Source organism: Burkholderia alba (genome assembly GCF_034721475.1).
Taxonomy (GTDB): domain Bacteria; phylum Pseudomonadota; class Gammaproteobacteria; order Burkholderiales; family Burkholderiaceae; genus Burkholderia; species Burkholderia alba.
In genome coordinates this window covers 80252-99835 of record NZ_JAWJWL010000024.1, presented here as the reverse complement: position 1 = coordinate 99835, position 19584 = coordinate 80252, and the positions used below count along the sequence as shown (strand labels likewise).

The 19584-nt window shown below is 67.9% G+C and carries 16 protein-coding genes; 5 read left to right on the top strand and 11 right to left on the bottom strand.

The window, feature by feature from the left end:
* Nucleotides 1-125: 125 nt before the first annotated feature.
* Nucleotides 126-3329, bottom strand: coding sequence for an efflux RND transporter permease BpeB (bpeB, locus tag RZR99_RS24920; protein WP_323122440.1), 3204 nt, complete (start codon nucleotides 3327-3329; stop codon nucleotides 126-128).
* 15 nt (nucleotides 3330-3344) lie between these two features.
* Entirely contained in the window at nucleotides 3345-4592 is a 1248-nt protein-coding gene (locus RZR99_RS24915) for an efflux RND transporter periplasmic adaptor subunit (RefSeq protein WP_323122439.1), read from the bottom strand.
* A gap of 396 nt (nucleotides 4593-4988) precedes the next feature.
* Here RZR99_RS24915 and RZR99_RS24910 point away from each other — a divergent pair, with 396 nt between their 5' ends.
* Nucleotides 4989-5627, top strand: a complete 639-nt coding sequence (locus RZR99_RS24910; RefSeq protein WP_323122438.1) for a TetR family transcriptional regulator — start codon at nucleotides 4989-4991, stop codon at nucleotides 5625-5627.
* 112 nt (nucleotides 5628-5739) lie between these two features.
* Here RZR99_RS24910 and RZR99_RS24905 read toward each other — a convergent pair whose 3' ends face one another.
* Nucleotides 5740-6363, bottom strand: coding sequence for an isochorismatase family protein (locus tag RZR99_RS24905; protein WP_323122437.1), 624 nt, complete (start codon nucleotides 6361-6363; stop codon nucleotides 5740-5742).
* Nucleotides 6364-6554: 191 nt separating this feature from the next.
* Here RZR99_RS24905 and RZR99_RS24900 point away from each other — a divergent pair, with 191 nt between their 5' ends.
* Nucleotides 6555-7535 carry a helix-turn-helix domain-containing protein gene (locus tag RZR99_RS24900; protein ID WP_323122436.1) on the top strand — a complete coding sequence of 327 codons (981 nt, stop codon included), beginning with the start codon at nucleotides 6555-6557 and terminating at the stop codon, nucleotides 7533-7535.
* A gap of 75 nt (nucleotides 7536-7610) precedes the next feature.
* Here RZR99_RS24900 and RZR99_RS24895 read toward each other — a convergent pair whose 3' ends face one another.
* The 6 genes from RZR99_RS24895 to RZR99_RS24870 form a co-directional block, all read right to left on the bottom strand.
* The gene (locus RZR99_RS24895) at nucleotides 7611-8315 is read right to left on the bottom strand and encodes a CoxG family protein (protein WP_323122435.1); all 705 of its coding nucleotides are present in this window, start codon (nucleotides 8313-8315) and stop codon (nucleotides 7611-7613) included.
* A 29-nt stretch (nucleotides 8316-8344) separates the two neighbouring features.
* Entirely contained in the window at nucleotides 8345-8704 is a 360-nt protein-coding gene (locus RZR99_RS24890) for a DUF427 domain-containing protein (RefSeq protein ID WP_323122434.1), read from the bottom strand.
* A gap of 126 nt (nucleotides 8705-8830) precedes the next feature.
* Nucleotides 8831-9253 (bottom strand): carboxypeptidase-like regulatory domain-containing protein, encoded by a 423-nt coding sequence (locus tag RZR99_RS24885; RefSeq protein ID WP_323122433.1) that lies wholly within the window; start codon nucleotides 9251-9253, stop codon nucleotides 8831-8833.
* A 73-nt stretch (nucleotides 9254-9326) separates the two neighbouring features.
* Nucleotides 9327-10808 carry a DegQ family serine endoprotease gene (locus RZR99_RS24880; RefSeq protein ID WP_323122432.1) on the bottom strand — a complete coding sequence of 494 codons (1482 nt, stop codon included), beginning with the start codon at nucleotides 10806-10808 and terminating at the stop codon, nucleotides 9327-9329.
* 102 nt (nucleotides 10809-10910) lie between these two features.
* Nucleotides 10911-12227, bottom strand: a complete 1317-nt coding sequence (locus tag RZR99_RS24875) for an ATP-binding protein (protein ID WP_323122431.1) — start codon at nucleotides 12225-12227, stop codon at nucleotides 10911-10913.
* A gap of 3 nt (nucleotides 12228-12230) precedes the next feature.
* Nucleotides 12231-12893 (bottom strand): response regulator, encoded by a 663-nt coding sequence (locus RZR99_RS24870; protein ID WP_323122430.1) that lies wholly within the window; start codon nucleotides 12891-12893, stop codon nucleotides 12231-12233.
* A gap of 179 nt (nucleotides 12894-13072) precedes the next feature.
* Between RZR99_RS24870 and dacB the strand changes: the two genes are divergently transcribed.
* The 3 genes from dacB to RZR99_RS24855 all read left to right on the top strand — a co-directional run bounded on the left by dacB (nucleotide 13073) and on the right by RZR99_RS24855 (nucleotide 16990).
* The gene (gene dacB, locus RZR99_RS24865) at nucleotides 13073-14605 is read left to right on the top strand and encodes a D-alanyl-D-alanine carboxypeptidase/D-alanyl-D-alanine endopeptidase (RefSeq protein ID WP_323122429.1); all 1533 of its coding nucleotides are present in this window, start codon (nucleotides 13073-13075) and stop codon (nucleotides 14603-14605) included.
* A gap of 239 nt (nucleotides 14606-14844) precedes the next feature.
* The gene (locus RZR99_RS24860; RefSeq protein ID WP_323122428.1) at nucleotides 14845-15762 is read left to right on the top strand and encodes a sterol desaturase family protein; all 918 of its coding nucleotides are present in this window, start codon (nucleotides 14845-14847) and stop codon (nucleotides 15760-15762) included.
* Nucleotides 15763-15862: 100 nt separating this feature from the next.
* On the top strand, nucleotides 15863-16990 hold the full coding sequence (locus tag RZR99_RS24855) for an SGNH/GDSL hydrolase family protein (protein WP_323122427.1): 1128 nt from the start codon (nucleotides 15863-15865) through the stop codon (nucleotides 16988-16990).
* A gap of 305 nt (nucleotides 16991-17295) precedes the next feature.
* Here RZR99_RS24855 and RZR99_RS24850 read toward each other — a convergent pair whose 3' ends face one another.
* Both RZR99_RS24850 and RZR99_RS24845 read right to left on the bottom strand, forming a co-directional pair.
* Nucleotides 17296-18327, bottom strand: coding sequence for an L-threonylcarbamoyladenylate synthase (locus RZR99_RS24850; RefSeq protein ID WP_323122426.1), 1032 nt, complete (start codon nucleotides 18325-18327; stop codon nucleotides 17296-17298).
* A 13-nt stretch (nucleotides 18328-18340) separates the two neighbouring features.
* Nucleotides 18341-19534, bottom strand: a complete 1194-nt coding sequence (locus RZR99_RS24845) for a 5-(carboxyamino)imidazole ribonucleotide synthase (RefSeq protein ID WP_323122425.1) — start codon at nucleotides 19532-19534, stop codon at nucleotides 18341-18343.
* Nucleotides 19535-19584: the final 50 nt, after the last annotated feature.

Genomic DNA, 19584 nt, shown 5'->3' with positions numbered 1-19584 from the left:
GTAGACGCCGTCGGACGGGAACGCGCCGGACACGGGGGCCGGGGGCCGCTGGTAGTGCGGCGCCATCGTGCAGCCGGTGGCGAAGAGCGCGACTGCCATTGCAGTCAATGCGTGTTTTTGCATCATCACTGTCCCTTCTTGCCTGCGTCGTCGCCGTTATCCGGCTTCTCTTCGTGATGCGCGTGCTCCTGGGCGAGACGCAGCGCTTCGTCGGCGTCTTCCTTCTCGCCGCTGAACACCGCCCGCACCTTCACGAAGAACATCGGGATCATGAAAATCGCGAGGAACGTCGCCGTGATCATCCCGCCGATCACGCCGGTACCGATCGCGTGCTGGCTGGCCGAACCCGCGCCGTTGCTGATCGCGAGCGGCATCACGCCGAGAATGAACGCGAGCGACGTCATCAGGATCGGGCGCAGCCGCAGACGCGCCGCCTCGAGCGCGGCCTCGATCGGCCCCATCTTCTCGGTGACCTGCAGCTCGCGCGCGAACTCGACGATCAGAATCGCGTTCTTCGCGGATAGCCCCACCGTCGTCAGCAGACCGACCTGGAAGAACACGTCGTTCTCGAGCCCGCGCAGCGTCGCGGCCAGCAGCGCGCCGATCACGCCGAGCGGCACCACCATGATCACCGAGAACGGAATCGACCAGCTCTCATACAGCGCCGCGAGACACAGGAACACGACGAGGATCGAGATCGCGTACAGGATCGGCGCCTGCGAGCCGGACTGGATTTCCTGGAACGACAGCCCCGTCCACGAGTAGCCGATGCCCAGCGGCAGCTTCTTCGCGAGCGACTCCATCGCCGCCATCGCCTGGCCGGTCGACTTGCCCGGTGCCGCCTGGCCCTGGATTTCCATCGCGGAGATCCCGTTGTAGCGCTCGAGCTTCGGCGAACCGTAGGTCCAGTGGCCGGTCGCGAACGCACTGAACGGCACCATCCCGCCCGACCCGTTGCGCACGTACCAGATGTTCATGTCTTCCGGCGTCATGCGGAACGGCGCGTCCGACTGCACGTACACCTTCTTGATCCGGCCGTCGGTATCGAGGAAGTTGTTCACGTAGCTCGATGCCCACGCGATCGAGAACGTCTGATCGATGGCAGCCGGTGTGACGCCGAGCGCGTTCGCCTTCTCGCGATCGATGTCCACCTTGTACTGCGGCGTATCGTTCAGGCCGTTCGGGCGCACGCCCTGCAGCGTCGGATCCTTCGCCGCCATCCCGAGCAGCTGGTTGCGCGCGGCCATCAGCGCATCGTGGCCGAGACCCGCGTTGTCCGTCAGCTCGAAGTCGAAGCCGGCGGCCGTCCCGAGTTCAGGAATCGACGGCGGGTTGAACGGGATCACCAGCGCGTCCTTGTAGCCCGCATAGCGTCCGAACATCCGGCCGATCAGCGCCTGGACCTTCTGGTTCGCATGCTGCCGCTGCGAGTAATCCTTCAACCTCACGAACACGAGGCCCGAGTTCTGGCCGCGGCCCGCGAAACTGAAGCCGTTCACCGTGAACGCGGATTCGACGATCTCCTTCTCGTCCTTCAACAGGTAGTCGGAGATGTTCGCGAGCGTCTTCGCGGTCGTTTCCTGCGTCGAGCCGGACGGCGTCTGCACGATCACGAACATCAGCCCCTGGTCTTCGTCGGGCAGGAACGACTTCGGCAGGCGGACGAACAGCAGGCCCACCGCGACGATCACCACCAGATAGATGACGAGCCAGCGGCCCGAGCGCTTGATCACGTGGTGCACGCCCACGTGGTATTTGTCGCGGCTCTTGTTGAAGGTCTTGTTGAACCAGCCGAAGAAGCCCTTCTTCTCGTCGTGATGACCCTGCGGAATCGGCTTCAGGATCGTCGCGCACAGCGCGGGCGTCAGAATCAACGCGACCAGCACCGACAGAATCATCGCGGACACGATGGTCAGCGAGAACTGCCGGTAGATCGCGCCCACCGACCCGCCCGAGAACGCGACCGGCACGAACACCGCAGACAGCACGAGCGCCACGCCGACCAGTGCGCCGGTGATCTGGCCCATGGCCTTGCGGGTCGCCTCCTTGGGTGACAAGCCCTCCTCCGCCATCACCCGCTCGACGTTCTCCACCACCACGATCGCATCGTCCACCAGCAAGCCGATCGCCAGCACGAGACCGAACATCGATAGCGTGTTGATCGAGAAGCCCACCAGCGACATGATCGCGAACGTGCCGAGCAGCACCACCGGCACGGCGATCGTCGGGATGATCGTCGCGCGCAGGTTCTGCAGGAACAGGTACATCACGAGGAACACGAGCACGATGCCTTCCAGCAGCGTCTTCACCACTTCCTCGATCGACAGCCGCACGAACGGCGTCGTGTCATACGGATACTTCACGACGAGGCCATGCGGGAAGTACTTCGACAGCTCGTCGATCTTCGCGCGCACCGCGTTCGCCGTGGCGAGCGCGTTCGCGTTGGTCGCGAGCTGGATCCCCAGCGCGGCGGTCGGTTGACCGTTGTACTTGGTGTCGAAGTTGTAGTTTTCGCCGCCGAGTTCGATCTTCGCGACGTCCTTCAGCAGCACGCGCGAACCGTCCTGGTTCACCTTCAGCAGGATATTGCCGAACTCCTTGGGCGTACGCAGCAGCGTGGCTTCCGTGATGGTCGCCTGCAGCACCGTGCCCGGCGTCGCCGGCGTGCCGCCCAGCTGGCCGCCCGCCACCTGCACGTTCTGGCTCGTGATCGCGCTCGTCACGTCGACGGGCGTCAGGCCGTAGTTCGTGAGGCGGTTCGGGTCGAGCCAGATCCGCATCGCGTACTGCGAGCCGAACAGCGTGACGGTACCGACGCCGTTCAGCCGGCTGATCGGATCCTTCACGTTCGACGCGACGTAGTTCGCCAAGTCGTACTTGTTCATGCTGCCGTCTTCGGAGTTGAAGGCGAGCACCAGCAGGAAGCTGCTGCTCGACTTCGTCACCGACAGACCGAGCTGCTGCACGACCTGGGGCAGAACCGGCGTCGCGAGCGACAGCTTGTTCTGCACCTGGACCTGCGCGATGTCGGCGTTGGTGCCCGGCGCGAAGGTCAGCGTGATCGTTGCGTTGCCCGAGTCGTCGCTGGTCGACGACATGTACAGGAAGTTGTCGAGCCCGCTCATCTGCTGCTCGACGACCTGCGTGACGGTATCTTCCACCGTCTTCGCGGACGCGCCCGGGTAGTTCGCCGTGATCTGGATCGAAGGAGGCGCGATCGTCGGATATTGAGCGATCGGCAGCGTGAAGATCGCCGCGATACCGCCCAACATCAGGATGATGGCGATCACCCACGCGAAGATCGGGCGATCAATAAAAAACTTTGCCATGAAACAAGCCCCCTATTATTGCGCGCCCGAAGCGGCTGCGGCGCTCGCGGGTGCAGCGCCCGATGCGGCGGCTTGAGCCGGTGCGGCGCCCTGTGCCGGAGCGGCACCGCCCGCGGCGTCGGCTTGCGACGGCGTCGCCGGCACGGCCTTCACCGTCATGCCCGGACGCACCTTGTCGATACCCTGCACGATCACCCGGTCGCCCGGCTGCAGACCGCTTTCGACCACCCAGTTCTGATCCTGCATCGACGTCGCGACGAGCGGATGCGGCACGATCTTGTTCTCGGCGTTCACGACCATCGCGATCGCCTGGCCCTTCGGATCGTGCGTGACGCCGATCTGCGGAACCAGGAACGCGTTGTCGTTCACCCCTTCCTCGATGCGCGCACGGACGAACATGCCCGGCAGCAGCACGCCTTGCGCGTTCGGGAAGATCGCGCGGATCGTCACCGAGCCGGTGGTCTGATCGACCGTCACGTCGGAGAACTGCAGCTTGCCCTGCTCCGAGTACGGCTTGCCGTCCTCGAGGATCAGCGTGACCTTCGCCGCGCCCGGACCGCTCGTCTTGAGACGGCCGCTCTGCACGTCCTGGCGCAGCTTCAGGCCTTCGAGGCTCGACTGCGTCAGGTCGACGTAGACCTGATCGAGCTGCTGAACGGTCGACATCAGCGTCGCCTGGCTAGCCTGCACGTAGGCGCCCGGCGTGACCTGCGAAATACCCACGCGGCCCGTGATCGGCGACGTGACGTCCGTGTAGCCGAGGTTGATCTGCGCGGTATCGACGGCCGCCTTGCCCGACGCGACGTCGGCCGCGGCCTGACCCTGGGTCGCCACGGCGTTGTCGTAGTCCTGCTTGCTGACCGCGTTGGCGGCAACCAGCACCTTGTAGCGCGCGACCAGCGCGTTCTGCGTCACCAGATTCGCCTGCGCCTTCGCGAGCGTCGCCTTCGCGCTGTTCAGCGCGGCGGCATAGGGCGCGGGGTCGATCTTGTAGAGACGCTGGCCCGCCTTGACATTGGTGCCTTCGGTGAACTCGCGGCGCAGCACGATGCCGTCGACTCGGGCGCGCACTTGCGCGACCAGATAGGCACTGGTGCGGCCGGGCAGTTCGGTGACGACCGGCACAGCCTGCGGCTGGACCGTGACGACGCCGACTTCCGGCGTTTGCTGCGGCGGAGCCGATTCTTTTTTCCCGCACGCGGCAAGGAAAACGGCAGCCGTCGCGACAGTGATTAAGCGGTGTGGAACCCGTTCAACGCGCATGGAGCAACCTCGTTTGTAACAAATGGATTGGGTGCCGGCCCTCGGGGACACAACACGAATGCGCCTTGCGACGCTTGATCGAACACCTGAATTGCTGGACTGCGGATACGGCAACGGCACGCGACTGCCGTGCCGGGGGACGCCACGTGACACGCGGCACAACACTTGGAGGGAAATCAGCAGAGTCGGATATTAACTGATTGCCGCTTGGGCCATTCGATCGTAGGGTGGTATTGTATATACAGTCATGAATGTATGTAAAAGACCTTTTTGCATCGCACAAAGTTTTACAATTTACCGACAGTTACAAACAGCTTGTGCCGCAGAGCTATGCTAGTTGGCCACTGCGATGCAGCCCTTGTTGTTTACCCCGCCACCGCTCATCACAGGCCCCCAATGGTCAGACGTACCAAGGAGGAAGCGCTCGCCACACGCGACCGCATTCTCGACGCCGCCGAGCACGTCTTTTTCGAAAAAGGCGTGTCGCACACCTCGCTCGCCGACATTGCGCAGCATGCGGGCGTCACGCGCGGCGCGATCTATTGGCACTTCGCCAACAAGAGCGATCTGTTCGACGCGATGTTCGATCGCGTCTTCCTGCCGATCGACGAGCTGAAGTCGACTCCCTCGGCACCACAGACCGACCCGCTCGGCAAGATTCGCAAGATTCTAATCTGGTGTTTGCTCGGTGTCGCGCGCGATGCGCAGCTCAGGCGCGTCTTCAGCATCCTCTTCATGAAGTGCGAGTACGTCGCCGACATGGAGCCGCTGCTCCAGCGCAACCGGGTAGGCATGAGCGAGGCGCTCCACAACATCGAGGCCGATCTCGCGCAGGCGGTCGCGGACGGCCAGTTGCCCGCGTCGCTCGATACCTGGCGCGCGACGCTGATGCTGCACACGCTCGTCAGCGGCTTCGTCCGCGACATGCTGATGCTGCCCGACGAAATCGATGCGGAACGGCATGCGGAGAAGCTAGTCGACGCGTGCTTCGACATGCTGCGCCTCAGCCCCGCGATGCTGAAGGACACGGCCTGACGGCGGCCGTCCGACCCGGGCGGCACGCCCCGCCCTCCGGCCGCGCCCGCTTCGGGCGGATCGCGCGAACGCCGCCCGCCCCGCCCGCTTCCTGCGCTGCCCCGCTAGCCCCTCAAGCGCGCGCCCGCTGGTTCGATGCGTAGACGTTGTCGCGCTCGGGCACGGCACCGGTGCCCAGCGCGTCGATCCAGGCATCGGTCGTCAGCACCGCGGCGAAATTCGACTGCAGCACGACCGTGAACGCGCGATGAATCTCCTCGGCGCTCGCCGCGCCGGCGCTGTTCTCGTACGACAGCGAGCCCGTCGCGTCGGCCAGATACTCGACCTGAAAACCCGCGTGCGCCGCATGCAGCACCGTCGACGCATTGCAGTTGTGCGTCATGTAGCCGACCACCGTCAGCACGCCGATCTCGTGCGCGGCAAGCCAGTCGGCCAGATCGGTACCGGCGAACGCGCTCGCCAGCGCCTTCTCGATGCGGTGCGCGTGCGGCCGCGACGCGACGACGGGATGCAGCGCCGCCCCGTGCGAGCCGCGCGCGAAGATCGGCGACTCGGCCGGCGCCACATGCTCCACGACGACGACCGGCACGCCGGCCGCATGCGCGGCGTCGATCGCGCGGCCGATGTTGTCGAGCGAGGTCCGGACGTCCGGATATTCGATGAGGAAATGGCCGGTCACGTACTCGTTCTGAACATCGATGACGATCAGCGCACGGCGCGGGCTGGATGCGGACATATCGCACTCCTGGGTCGAAGGAAGGGATGGAATGGAGACGGCGGGCAGAGCATCCGCCGCCGCATGACGCCGCGCGCGGAGCGGCGCGACGACGCCATTGTTCGCGACACGGTCGCACACCGACAGTGGCCTGATTGCCAATATTCGATAGAATCGGGCCATCCACTGATTTCTCCATCGGAGCCGTGCCCGTGACGACGCCTACCCCTCGGACGCTGCCCGCGCATATCGTCGCCGTCGTCGCATTCGACGGCATCAGCCCGTTTCACCTGTCGGTGCCCTGCGTGGTATTCGGCGACGAGCATGGCGGCGACGGCCTGCCCCCGTTCGACCTGCGCGTCTGCGCGCTCGAACCCGGCCCGCTCGCCACCACCGGCGGCTTCACGATCACGGCGCCGTACGGGCTCGACGCACTCGCCGACGCGCATACCATCGTCGTTCCGACCTGGCGCGACACCCGCGAAGCGCCGCCCGCCGCCCTGGTCGACGCGCTGCGCGCCGCCCACGCGCGGGGCGCGCAGCTCGTCGGCCTGTGCCTCGGCGCGTTCGTGTTGGCGGAGGCCGGTCTGCTCGACGGGCGTCCCGCCACGACCCACTGGGCATGGGCCGACGAATTCGCCCGCCGCTACCCCCGCGTGAAACTCGACCCGAATGTGCTGTACGTCGACGACGGCACCCTGATGACCTCGGCCGGCACCGCGGCCGGCCTCGACTGCTGTCTGCACGTGCTCCGCAAGCGTTACGGCGCGCACGTCGCGAGCCGGGTCGCGCGGCGGCTCGTCGTCCCCCCGCACCGGCAGGGCGGCCAGGCGCAGTATGTGGAACAGCCGGTCGCCGCGAATCCGCGCGACGGCCGGCTCGCGGATCTGTTCGACTGGGTGCGCGCCCATCTCGACCTGCCGCACAGCCTCGACTCCCTCGCGGCGCGCATGCTGATGAGCCGGCGCACGTTCACCCGCCATTTCCGTCTGGCCACGGGGACGACGGTCGGCGCATGGCTGCTCGCCGAGCGGCTGGCTCGGGCGCAGCAACTGCTGGAAACGACGGAGCAGCCGATCGACGCGATCGCGCACGCGGCGGGCTTCGGCTCGGACGCCTCGCTGCGCCAGCATTTCGCCGCCGCCTTCGACACCTCGCCGTCCGGATACCGGCGGACCTTTCGCGGCGCCTGAGCGGTCCGCAAAAAAACGCCGGCCCGGGCGACTGGCGTCCGGGCCGGCGTTCGGCGTCCTGGTCGGCGACGGCGCTCAGCCGCCGTTGAACCATCGCGCCACGTAGAGCAGCAGCGCGACGAACACGATCATCGCGGCCCACGCCCACAACGGCACGGTGTTCGACTCGCGGTGATGGAGCGCGCTCGCGGCCCGCCCCGTCAGCGCCCCCGCCAGATGGTGCGGCTGACGCCGCCCGCTGCCCGTCAAGGCCGACGGCCGCAGGAACACGTGCTGGCGCCGCGACGGGCGGCCACGGGCAAGATTGGGCGCGAGGCCGTGCTTCGCCTGCACGACCGCGCAGAATTCGGTGAAGAAATCGTCGGCCAGTTCATGCAGCGCATTCTTGATCTGACGGCCGGGCAATTCGGCGAGCGGCCCCGAAGCGGTCGCCCACACCACGTATTCGATCCGGGTCGCGTCGTCGGTGTCGTCCGCGGACAGCACCAGATCGAGCTGCCCGCGCAGCGCGCCGAGGCCGTCGGCGCGGGCCTTGAAGTTGAGCGTTCGACGGATCTGCCCCAGTTCGCCGGGCCGCTGGCCCGTGACGTGCGCGCGCACGTCGTAATGCGCGCGCAGCGGGCCGAGCGGCACCGTCAGCGTCAGCGCGTATTCGCTGCGCGCGAGCCGTGTAAACGATTCGCAATGATCGAGACTCGCGCGCAACAGCGCGAGATCCTGCAGCGCCTCCCAGACGACCGACGGCGCAAGCGGAATACGTAACGCGTCGTTCAGTTCCATGACCCTCTCCCCGATGAACGTCCGCCGTGTCAGGACGTCTCGTCGATCCGATCAACCCGCTCCGCGTGGAAGGCGATGTACCGGCGAATTCCGTGCGCCGCCTCCGGCGGTTCCTCGTAACTCCATGCGGCGTTCTCGACGACGCCGTCTTCCGTCTGCAGGTGAAAGTAGCTCGCCTGCCCCGCGGGCTCGCGATGGGCCGTCTGTCCGGACGGCACGAGCCTGCTCATATTGATATCGCTTCGCGGCAAATAATGCACATCGGGCAAACCCGCCTGCTTCAAGGTCAACGCGCCTGTCGAGTCCGCATAGGTGATGCCGTGGTGGATCACCCGAATCCGGTGGCGATTCGGCACGATCTCGATGCGAGGGCTGGCGGCGTCGGACATCGGATTCCCCTTCGGCGGGCCGCGCGCGCGATACGCCGCCCTAAACGAAAAGCCACGGCATGGGCCGTGGCTTTCATTATCGGCGAAACCCCGCCGAATTGCGCGGGCTTCGTGGCGGCGCAACCGTTACTGCGCACTCCACGAGAACGCTTCCTTCACGCCGCCCTTCGCGGGCACCGTCACGGGGCGGGACTGCACCTTGCCGCTATAGGACGCCTGCACCGTGTAATGTCCGGGCGCCAGCTTCACCAGCATGAACGGGCCGCGGGCATCCGTCTTCAGCACTTCGGCGCCCTTCGCATCGGTGACCGACACGTGGACGTCGGCAAGGAACTCTCCGCCCGCGCCGGTAAAGCGCAGCGCCAGCGGCCAGCGGCCTTCGTTGCGTTCGAACGCGGTGGACTCATCCTGCCCGACGCCGCCTGACACAAAGCTTACAGCGCCCTGCTGATGCACGGCCGGCAAGCCCGACTGCGCATAGGCGCCCCCCACGAGGCCGAAGGCCAGCGTCGCCGCGATCAGGTACTTCGAAACGCGTTGCTGTTGCATGGTGCTTCTCCTTGAGTCTCTGTCGATCGGACGCGCGGACCGGCGGACCGGCCCGCGCGCGGCGCATCCAAGCTTAGCTCAGATCGACCGGCACGAAGATCTGCGCGTCGTCGCGCTGGATCAGCAGCGCAAGACTGTTGCCGGCGGACTTCACCGCATCGCGCAGCTGATCGGCGCTCGTGACCGGGCGGCCGTTCACCGCCAGGATCACGTCGCCCGGCTGGATCCCCGCGCTGGCCGCGGGCCCGCTCGACTGCTGGACGACCAGCCCGTGGGTCAGCGACGTGCCGTTGCGCTCCTGCGGCGAGAGCGGCCGGACCGCGACGCCGAGCCGGCCCTGCTCGACGGGCGAATCGGTGCTGGCTGCTCCCTGGTCGTCGGTGAGCGACGCGAGCGTCACGGTAACACTCTTCTTCGCCTTGTCCCGCCAGATCTGCAGGTCCGCCCGGGTGCCCGGCTTCATGCTGGCGATCTGCGACGGCAGCGTCGTCGAATCGACCACCGGCGCGCCGTTCACCGACAGGATCACGTCGCCCGGCTGCAGCCCTGCCTTCGCGGCCGGCCCCTTCGGATCGACCGAGCTGACGAGCGCGCCGTCGGGCTTCGGCAGGCCGAACGAACTCGCCAGCGTCTGGTTGAGGCCCTGCACCGCCACGCCGAGACGGCCGCGGCTCACGTGGCCCGTCTTCACCAGTTCGTCCTTGACCTTGATCGCCTCGTTGATCGGGATCGCGAACGACAGCCCCTGGAAGCCGCCCGTCTGCGAGTAGATCATCGAGTTGATGCCGATCACCTCGCCGTTCAGGTTGAACAGCGGGCCGCCCGAGTTGCCGGGATTGACCGGCACGTCGGTCTGGATGAACGGCGTGTAGTTCTCGTCGGGCAGCGCGCGCGATTTCGCGCTGATGATGCCCGACGTCACCGTGTTGTCGAAGCCGTACGGCGAGCCGATCGCGACCACCCACTGGCCCACCTTGCTCTGCGACGGATCGCCGATCTTGACGGTCGGCAGCCCGGACGCGTCGATCTTCAGCACCGCGACGTCCGACTGCTTGTCCGCGCCGACGACCTTCGCGCGGTATTCACGCTTGTCGGTGAGTTTCACGGTGACGACGTTCGCGCCGTCGATCACGTGCGCATTGGTCAGGATATAGCCGTCGGGGCTGACGATGAAACCCGAGCCGAGGCTCGTGCTCGGCTGGTCGTTCGGCTGCGCGCCGCCGCCCATGCCCGGCATCTGGCCGTAGAAATGCTTGAAGAACTGGTAGAACGGATCGCTGGGATCGACCGGGATCTGCGGCATGCCGCGCTGCGCCACCTGCTTCACCATGTGCTTCGCGCTGATGTTCACCACGGCGGGGCCGTAGGTTTCCACCAGTCCGGAAAAATCGGGGATGCCCGTCTTGGCCGCCGCTTCGGCCGGCATCAGCGCGGCCGCCGCGGCGGGCGTGATGATCTGCGGCTCCGCGTGACGGGTGCCGGCGACATAGCCGACCGACAGGGCCGCCGCGACGGCAACGGCCACGGCACCACGCGCAAGGAATCGGGAATTCATCGATTAACCTCCTCTTTTGTTAGAACGCAGCGTAGCGACGCTGTCTTAAAGGAGGCTTAACCGAACTTAAATGCGACTGAAGGACGATTGGAGCGCCCGCCGCTAGCCGGCCGCCCCCCGGCGGAACGCAACGCTCACCAGCAGGCCGCCCGCCGCCGCTTCGCCGAGCGTCACCGTCGCGCCCTGCTGCGCGGCCACCCGCTTGACGATCGCGAGCCCGAGGCCGCTGCCCGACACGTCGGTGCGCGCGCGGGCCGACGTATCGCGGTAGAACCGGTCGAACACGCGCTCCCGCTCGTCGGCCGGGATGCCCGGGCCGCTGTCGCCGATCTGCACGCACGCGCGGCCGGCGGCATCGGCCGTCAGCGACACGTCGATCCGCCCGGCGTCCGGCGTGTACTTGATCGCGTTGTCGAGCAGGTTGCCGAACATCACGCGCAACGCGGCGGCATCGGCCGTCACGGTGGCCGGCTGCACCTCCTCGAAGCCCAAGTCGATGTTGCGCCGCTGCGCGAGCGGCGCGTGCGCGGCGACGCACTCGGTCAGCACGGCCTGCAGGTCGACCGGTTCGCTCACCGTCGCGCCGTCCGGCTCCGAGCGCGCCAGCGCGAGCAGTTGCTCGGCCAGCCGCGTCGCGCGGGTGACGCCGCTCTGCAGATCGGCGATCGCCTCGCGGCGCTCGGCATCGTCGTGCGCGCGCGCCACCAGCTGTGCCTGGATCTGCACGGCCGCAAGCGGTGTACGCAGTTCGTGCGCGGCGTCGGCGACGAATGCCTTCTGCGTGTCGAGCGCGGCCGACAGGCGCGCGAGCAGGCCGTTCAGCGCGCGCACGAGCGGCTGAACCTCGAGCGGCAGACGCGAATCGGGCAACGGATCGAGCGCCTCGGGGCGCCGCGCCTCGACGGCGCGCGTCACGCGCGCAAGCGGGGCGAGCCCGCGCCCGACGATCATCCATACCGCCGCGCCGAGGAACGGCAGCAGCACGATCAGCGGCCACAGCGTGCGCAGCGCGACGTTCGCCGCGAGCCGGTTGCGCACGGACAGCGGCTGCGCGAGCTGCACCACGTTGTCGCCGACGATCGCGCCGTAGACGCGCCATTCGCCGCGTTCGGTGCGCTCGGTCGAGAAGCCCAGTTCGGCGCGCGGCGCGATCGGCGCGCGCGGATGCGAGAAATACATCAGCACGCCGTTGCGGTTCCAGATCTGGATGACGATGCCCTCGTCGCCGTTGGTGCGCGAGCCGAACACCTGTGAAAACGGTTCCGACGGCAGCGCGGCGGCGATTTCCTGCAGCTGGTAGTCGAACAGTTCGTTCGCCTCGGCGAGCGCCTGCCGATAGATCAACCAGCCGGCGATACCCACCCCGGCCACCACGATCGCGAGCAGCCAGATCAGCAATTGATGACGGATCGACCTCACGCGCTACGCTTCCTTCACAACCATGTAGCCGAGGCCCCGCACGTTGCGGATCAGATCCGAACCGAGCTTCTTGCGCAGCGCGTGGATGTACACCTCGACGGTGTTGCTGCCGATCTCCTCGCCCCAGCCGTACATCTTCTCCTCGAGCTGGCTCTTCGATAGCACCGCGCCGGGGCGCGCAAGCAGCGCTTCGAGCAGCGCGAACTCGCGCGCGGACAGGGCGACCGGCGCGCCGTCCAGCGTCACCTGGTGCGATGCGGGATCGAGCGTCAGCGCGCCGTGGCGGATCAGCGATTCGCTGCGCCCGGACTGGCGGCGGATCAGCGCGCGCATCCGCGCACCCAGCTCGTCGAGGTCGAAGGGCTTCACCAGGTAGTCGTCGGCGCCCGCGTCGAGGCCCTTCACCCGGTCGGCGACCGCGTCGCGTGCGGTCAGGATCAGCACCGGCAGCACCAGCCCGCGCGAACGGAGCGTGCGCAGCACATCGATGCCGTCGCGCTTGGGCAGGCCCAGGTCGAGCAGCAGCAGATCGTAAGTTTCGCCGCCGAGCGCGGTCAGCGCCGCGTCGCCGTCCTGCACCCAGTCGACCGCGCAACCGTCGGTCTTGAGCGCCTTGCGCACGCCCTCGGCAATCATCCGGTCATCTTCGACTAGCAGTATTCGCATCCTGACTGGCATCCATCGCACGATTCGATAACGTCGGCCATTGTAGCGCCGCCTTTCGCGCCGCCGACATCCCCGGGCGAAAATCGTCACCTGCCGCGGCTTGTCTCTACAATGGGCGCTTTGCGCCGTCCGGCGCGCCCCTCGCTCAACACCTACCGCCTGTCGTCCGTCATTCGTCCATGAAGAAGAATTTCCGCTTCGCCGCGCCGCACCGTGCCCCCGACCGTTCCCCCGCCCACGCGCCGCGCGCCGCGCTGCGCTGCGCGGCGGTGCTCGCCGCCTGCGCGGCGCTCGCCTTCGCCGCCCCCGCCGACGCCCGCAAGAAAACGCCGAAGTACCCGGCCGCCGTGTCGACCGCGCACTCCGTGCTGCCCGGCACCGTGCTGGCCGCGCTGCAGCGCGCGCGGGTACCCGCTTCCAGCATGAGCGTCGTGATCGAGCGGATCGGCGACCGCATCCCGCTCATGTCGTGGAACGCGAGCCGGCCGATGCTGCCCGCGTCGACGATGAAGCTCGTCACGACCTACTCGGGCCTGTCGATCCTCGGCCCCGACTATCGATGGCGCACCAGCGCATACGCGAGCGGCACGGTCGACCCGGCCGGTACGCTGCACGGCAACCTGTACATCAAGGGCACGGGCGACCCGAAGCTCGTGCCGGAAGAGCTGATCGACCTGGTCAACCGGATCCGGCGCGCCGGCATCGTCAACATCGACGGCGCGCTGGTGCTCGACAAAAGCTATTTCGCGGCGTCGACGCGCGACCTGCCGCCGTTCGACGACGACGCAAGCGCGCCGTACAACGTCGGCCCCGATCCGCTCCTCTATGCGTTCAAGTCGCTGACCTTCACGGTCACGCCCACGGACAACGGCACCGTCGCGATCGACGTGCTGCCGCCGCTGTCGAACCTGTCGATCAGCAACCAGCTGCAGGAGGGCAACGGCTCCTGCGCGGCCGCGCGACCGGCCGTCTCGGCGGGCACGGACGGCGTGCTCACCGCGTCGTTCGCCGGCAACTTCCCGCTGCGCTGCGGCGCCACCACGACCAATCTCGCGGTACTGAGCCACACGACCTTCTTCGCGCGCGGCTTTCTCGCGCTGTGGCAGCAGACGGGCGGCACGTTCAACGGCACGATCGCCGAGGGCGCGGTGCCCAGCAACGCGCGGCCGGTGGCGACCCATCAGAGCCCGGTGCTGTCGAGCGTCGTCTACGACATCAACAAGTACAGCAACAACGTGATGGCGCGCAATCTGTTCCTGACCATCGGCGCGGTGGCGGGCAAGCCGCCCGCGACGCCCGAGCAGTCGAGCCGCGTGATCCACGATTTCCTGAAGCGCAGCGGCATCTCGATGCCCGAGCTCGATCTCGAGAACGGCTCCGGCCTGTCCCGCGACGAGCACGTGAGCGCGCTGTCGCTCGCCGATCTGCTGCAGGCCGCGAACGCCAGCCCGGTCGCGCAGGTATTCGTCGACTCGCTGCCGATCGCCGGCATCGACGGCACCATGAAGAACCGCCTCACCAACCAGCCGGTGCTCGGCAATGCGCACATCAAGACCGGCACGCTGCGCGACGTGCGCGCGATCGCCGGCTACGTCGCCTCGTCGGACGGCTCGAGCTACGTGGTCGTGAGCTTCATCAACGACGGCCGCGCGGAAGCCGCGCGCGCCGCGCACGACGCGCTGCTCGAATGGGTCTACGCCGGCCCGCGCTGACCCCGCCCGCGACGGGCGCGGAACCGTTCCCGCGCCCGTCGCAAACGCCTGTTTGAACCGCGCGGGGGCTTTACCCGCAAGGCTTCCGTACAAACCCTGCCCCGAATACTCCCTCTACGGAACCCCTCGCGCCGCGCGGGGCGATTGCGTACTGTGATGGGCTAAATCGGCACACACAAGCAGGGTCCGGCGCACCGACCGGACACACAGAGTTCGCCAGGGGAAAGGAGGAGACGCCCATGCAATTCAATGTCGAATTGCTTCTGCTCGCGCTGGCGCCCGTCTTCCTGATCTGCATCGGCTGGGAAGCGTGGCACCTGGCCCGCACACGTCCGGAGGATCGCGTCTACAACTGGCGCGACACGATCTGCAATGCCGCGCTCGCGCTGATGCACCAGGGCGCCGACAAGCTCGCGTGGCTCTTCGTGATTCCCGTCTATGCATACTGCTACGCCCACTACCGGCTGTTCAGCTGGGACAGCACGTGGCTGTCGTTCGCGGTGCTGTTCGTCGCCCAAGATCTGCTGTACTACGTATTTCATCGCTGCAGCCATCGAGTGCGCTGGCTGTGGGCCGCGCACGTCGTCCATCATTCGTCCGAGCGCCTGAATTTCTCGACCGCGATGCGCCAGAGCCTGATGTATCCGGTCGCCGGCATGTGGGCGTTCTGGCTACCGCTCGCGTTCCTCGGCTTTCCGCCGCAGCAGATCGTCGGCATCGTGCTGATCAATCTCGCGTTCCAGTTCTTCGTGCACACCCAGACGATCCCAAAGCTCGGCTGGTTCGAGTACGTGCTGAATACGCCGTCGATCCACCGCGCCCATCACGCGCGCAATCCGCGATACATCGACCGGAACTACGCCGGCGTGCTGGTGATCTGGGATCGCCTGTTCGGCAGCTTCGTCGAGGAGGATCCGCGCGATCCGCCGCAGTACGGGATCGTCGAGCCGCTCGGCTCGAACAATCCGCTCGTCGCGACCTTCCACGAATGGCGCTCGATGGCGGCCGACGCATGGCGCGTGGGCGGCTGGCGCAACAAGCTGCGCGCGGTTTTTGGCCCGCCCGAATGGGCGAGCGCTTATCATGCGCAGATTGCCGGCGCGCCTTCCCGTCCGCGCGAGCAGGCCGCGCTGAGCGCCGCGCCCGGGGATCGATAACCAGGTTTACCGCCAACGGCCGCCGCGCCGCCCGGCATGGGAATGCGGCGCGGCAGACAAAGCACAGCAAGTCAGGCCATATCTACGAGGAGATGCAGCAATGAACCCACAACAACAATCGTCTCGCGCCGGGCGCCGCCTGCTGCGCACCGCGCAGGTCGCGCTGGCCAGCGCCGCGTTCGTGCTGCTCGCCGCCTGCGGCGGCGGCGACGACAGCAGCAGCTCGAACACCCCGCCGTCCGGCGTGAAGATGCAGATCGTATCGTTCGGCGACAGCCTGTCCGACGTCGGCACCTACTCGCCGCAGATCCTGCTGGGCTTCGGCGGCGGCCGCTTCACGACGAACCCGGGCCAGGTATGGACGCAAGTGGTGGCGTCGTACTACGGCGATACGCTCACGCCCGCCTACGAAGGCGGCTTCGGCGTACCGCTGCAAGCCACCGGCGGCCGCGGCTACGCGCAGGGCGGCTCGCGGGTCACGCTGCAGCCGGGCATCGGCCAGGCGCCGGCCGGTTCGCCCAATGCGGCCTACTCGCAGGCCACCACCGTCCCGATCGCCACGCAGGTTCAGCAGTATCTGCAGCAGTACGGCAGCTTCAACTCGAACCAGATCGTGCTGATCAACGGCGGCGCGAACGACATCTTCTACCAGGCGGCAGCCGCGCAGGCAGCCGGCACGGCCGTCGCACAGCAGCAAGCCGGGCAGGCGATCGCCCTGGCCGCGCAGCAGCTCGCGGCGCTGGTCCAGCAGATCGTCGCGTCGGGCGCGACGCACGTGTACGTGTCCAACGTGCCGGATATCGGCGGTACGCCGCTCGCGGTGTCGGCCGGCACGCAAGCCACCTTCACGCAGCTGTCGGGCCTGTTCAACCAGGTGCTCGCGGGCACGCTGCAGGCGCTCAAGGTCGATCCGACCAAGGCGGTGCTGGTCGACGTGTTCACGTGGCAGGACGGCATCACGGCCAACTACCAGGCGAACGGCTTCTCGGTGTCGAACACGGGCACCGCGTGCAACCTGCAGGCGATGATCGCGGCCGCCACCAAGGCCGGCGTGCCGGCGCCGAGCGCGTTCGGCTCGTCGCTGTTCTGCTCGCCGCAGACCTACACGGTCGCGGGCGCCGACCAGAGCTACATGTTCGCCGATTCGGTCCACCCGACGACGCACCTGCACGCGCTGTACGCGCAGTTCGTCGAGAAGCAGATCGCCGCCAGCGGCGTCGGCAAATAAGTGCGTCGGCGGGCCGCCCGGCCCGCCAGTCCGCCGAAAACAAACCGCCCGGTTTGCATTGCAACCCGGGCGTTTTGTTTTCGGCGGCCCGGCGGGCCGGGCGGCCCGCCGACGCACGTGCACGCGCTGTACGCGCATTTCGTCTAGAAGCAGAGCGCCGCCCGCGGCGTCGGCAAATAAGTGCGTCGGCCGGCCGCCCGGCCCGCCTGTCCGCCGAAAACAAAACGCCCGGTTTGCATTGCAAACCGGGCGTTTTGTCTGTGCCCGCGCCGATGCACGCCGGCACGGCGATCGGCCGTATCGGATTACTCGCTCGCCTCGAACGCGGCGGCCGCGCGGCCGAGCCGGTCGTTCACCGCGATCCATTCGAGCGTGTCCGGCAGCTTCTCGACGAGAATCCGCGCGACCTGGGCACGATCGAGCGCGCGCAGCAGCCGATATAGCTCGCGCGCGTATGCCTGCGGATCTTCCGGCGCCGCGACGAAATGCACGCCGCCCGCCTGCGCCCAGCCGCCCGCGCGCGAACCGCGCGCGACCAGCGCAACCCGCTCGCCGCCGTCGCGCGCGGCGGCCAGCAGCGGCTCGAGCGCCTCGAACGGCAACAGCACGAGCGGCGTGCGCGGTGCATAGTGCGCCTTCAGCGTGCCGGATGCGCGGGGCGCGGTTGCATCGCCGCCGTCGGGCAGGCGCGGCACCGTGCCGAGCACGTCGGCGATCTGCTGCGGCGTGACGTGCCCCGGGCGCAGCAGCGCCGGGAAGCCGCGCGACAGATCGAGAATCGTCGACTCGATTCCTACCTCGGACGATCCCCCGTCGATCACATGCACGGCCTCGCCGAACTCGTCGCGCACGTGCTGCGCGGTGGTCGGACTCACGTGACCGAAGCGGTTCGCGGACGGCGCGGCCACGCCGCCGTGGCCGCCGCGGCGCGCGCTGAATGCGTGCAGCAGCGCCTGCGCGACCGGATGCGACGGGCAGCGCAGCCCGACCGAATCCTGTCCTCCGCTGACCGCCGCCGGAATCCGCGCGGCACGCTTCAGAATCAGCGTCAGCGGGCCGGGCCAGAACGCATCGATCAGCTTGCGCGCATCGCCGGGCAAGGTCTCGGCCCAGTAGCCGGGATCGCCGCCCGGCGGCAGGTGGACGATCACCGGGTGATTGGCCGGGCGCCCTTTTGCCGCATAGATCCGCGCGACGGCGTCCGGGCTTTGCGCATCGCCGCCGAGACCGTAGACCGTCTCGGTCGGAAACGCGACAAGCTCGCCCGCGTCGAGCAGCGCGGCGGCGGCGGCGATCTGCGCGTCGCTCACGGGCGGAATCGGTCGATCGTTGGACATCGTGCCGGCCGCCTCAGTCGAGCGGGATGTGCAGCAGCCGCGCACAGGCCGTCGCCGCATCGACGGCCTCGTCGAGCGTCGGCGCGGTGAAATTCACGTGGCCCATCTTGCGGCCTGCCCGCGCCTCTTCCTTGCCGTACAGATGCAGCCGCGCGGCCGGCATCGCGGCGACGCGATCCCAGGGCGGCGCGACCGGGTCGCTCGCGCCGTCGGCGAACCAGATGTCGCCGAGGATGTTGAGCATCGTCGCGGGCGAATGCTGGCGCGGATTGCCGAGCGGCAGCCGGGTCATCGCCCGCACCTGCTGCTCGAACTGGCTCGTCGCGCACGCATCCACCGTGTAGTGGCCGGAGTTGTGAGGACGCGGCGCCATTTCGTTCGCGATCAGCGAACCGTCGTCGAGCACGAAGAACTCGACGCACAGCACGCCCACGTAATCGAGCGAATCGGCGATACGCACGGCGGCCTGCTGCGCGTCGGCGACCATCTGCGCATCGGCGGCGGGCGCCGGCACCACGGTCAGCGACAGGATGCCGTCGTGATGCGTGTTCTGCGCGAGCGGGAACACCGCCGACTGTCCGTCGGCGCCGCGCGCAATCAGCGCCGACACCTCGTATTCGAGCGGCAGACGCTTCTCGAGCACGCACGCCACGCCGCCCAGCGCCGCGTACGCATCGCGCGCCTCCCGCGCACTACGCACCCGCGCCTGGCCCTTGCCGTCGTAGCCGAGCCGCGCGGTCTTCAGGATGCCCGGCAGCACCGCGTCGAGTTCGGCGTCGGTCAGCGCGGCCAGCTGCTGCATCGATTCGATCACGACGTGCGGTGCAACCGGTACGCCCGACGCGGCGATGAAGCGCTTCTCGGCGATGCGGTCCTGCGCAATCGCGACACACCGGCCGGCCGGCGCGACGAAGGTCGATTGCGCAAGAAAATCGAGGCTCGCGGCCGGCACGTTCTCGAATTCGGTCGAAACGGCATCGCACAGCTGCGCGAGTTCCGCGAGCGCGGCCTCGTCGTCATAGGCGGCGCGCAGGTGCTTGTCGGCCACTGTGCCGGCAGGGCTCGCCGGATCGGGGTCGAGGACGGCGACGCGATAGCCCATCGCCTGCGCGGCGAAGCAGAACATGCGGCCGAGCTGGCCGCCGCCGACCATGCCGAGCCAGGCGCCGGGCAGAGTCGGTAAAACCGGAGTGGGGAGTGCAGTCATGTCAGTGGTCGGTCACGGCGGGCTTCGTGCGCCCGCCGCAGTCAGGGCAA

Coding starts and splice junctions, on each gene's coding strand:
- bpeB (WP_323122440.1), bottom strand. CDS start 3,329: ATGGCAAAGTTTTTTATTGATCGCCCGATCTTCGCGTGGGTGATCGCC.
- RZR99_RS24915 (WP_323122439.1), bottom strand. CDS start 4,592: ATGCGCGTTGAACGGGTTCCACACCGCTTAATCACTGTCGCGACGGCT.
- RZR99_RS24910 (WP_323122438.1), top strand. CDS start 4,989: ATGGTCAGACGTACCAAGGAGGAAGCGCTCGCCACACGCGACCGCATT.
- RZR99_RS24905 (WP_323122437.1), bottom strand. CDS start 6,363: ATGTCCGCATCCAGCCCGCGCCGTGCGCTGATCGTCATCGATGTTCAG.
- RZR99_RS24895 (WP_323122435.1), bottom strand. CDS start 8,315: ATGGAACTGAACGACGCGTTACGTATTCCGCTTGCGCCGTCGGTCGTC.
- RZR99_RS24890 (WP_323122434.1), bottom strand. CDS start 8,704: ATGTCCGACGCCGCCAGCCCTCGCATCGAGATCGTGCCGAATCGCCAC.
- RZR99_RS24885 (WP_323122433.1), bottom strand. CDS start 9,253: ATGCAACAGCAACGCGTTTCGAAGTACCTGATCGCGGCGACGCTGGCC.
- RZR99_RS24880 (WP_323122432.1), bottom strand. CDS start 10,808: ATGAATTCCCGATTCCTTGCGCGTGGTGCCGTGGCCGTTGCCGTCGCG.
- RZR99_RS24870 (WP_323122430.1), bottom strand. CDS start 12,893: ATGCGAATACTGCTAGTCGAAGATGACCGGATGATTGCCGAGGGCGTG.
- dacB (WP_323122429.1), top strand. CDS start 13,073: ATGAAGAAGAATTTCCGCTTCGCCGCGCCGCACCGTGCCCCCGACCGT.
- RZR99_RS24860 (WP_323122428.1), top strand. CDS start 14,845: ATGCAATTCAATGTCGAATTGCTTCTGCTCGCGCTGGCGCCCGTCTTC.
- RZR99_RS24855 (WP_323122427.1), top strand. CDS start 15,863: ATGAACCCACAACAACAATCGTCTCGCGCCGGGCGCCGCCTGCTGCGC.
- RZR99_RS24850 (WP_323122426.1), bottom strand. CDS start 18,327: ATGTCCAACGATCGACCGATTCCGCCCGTGAGCGACGCGCAGATCGCC.
- RZR99_RS24845 (WP_323122425.1), bottom strand. CDS start 19,534: ATGACTGCACTCCCCACTCCGGTTTTACCGACTCTGCCCGGCGCCTGG.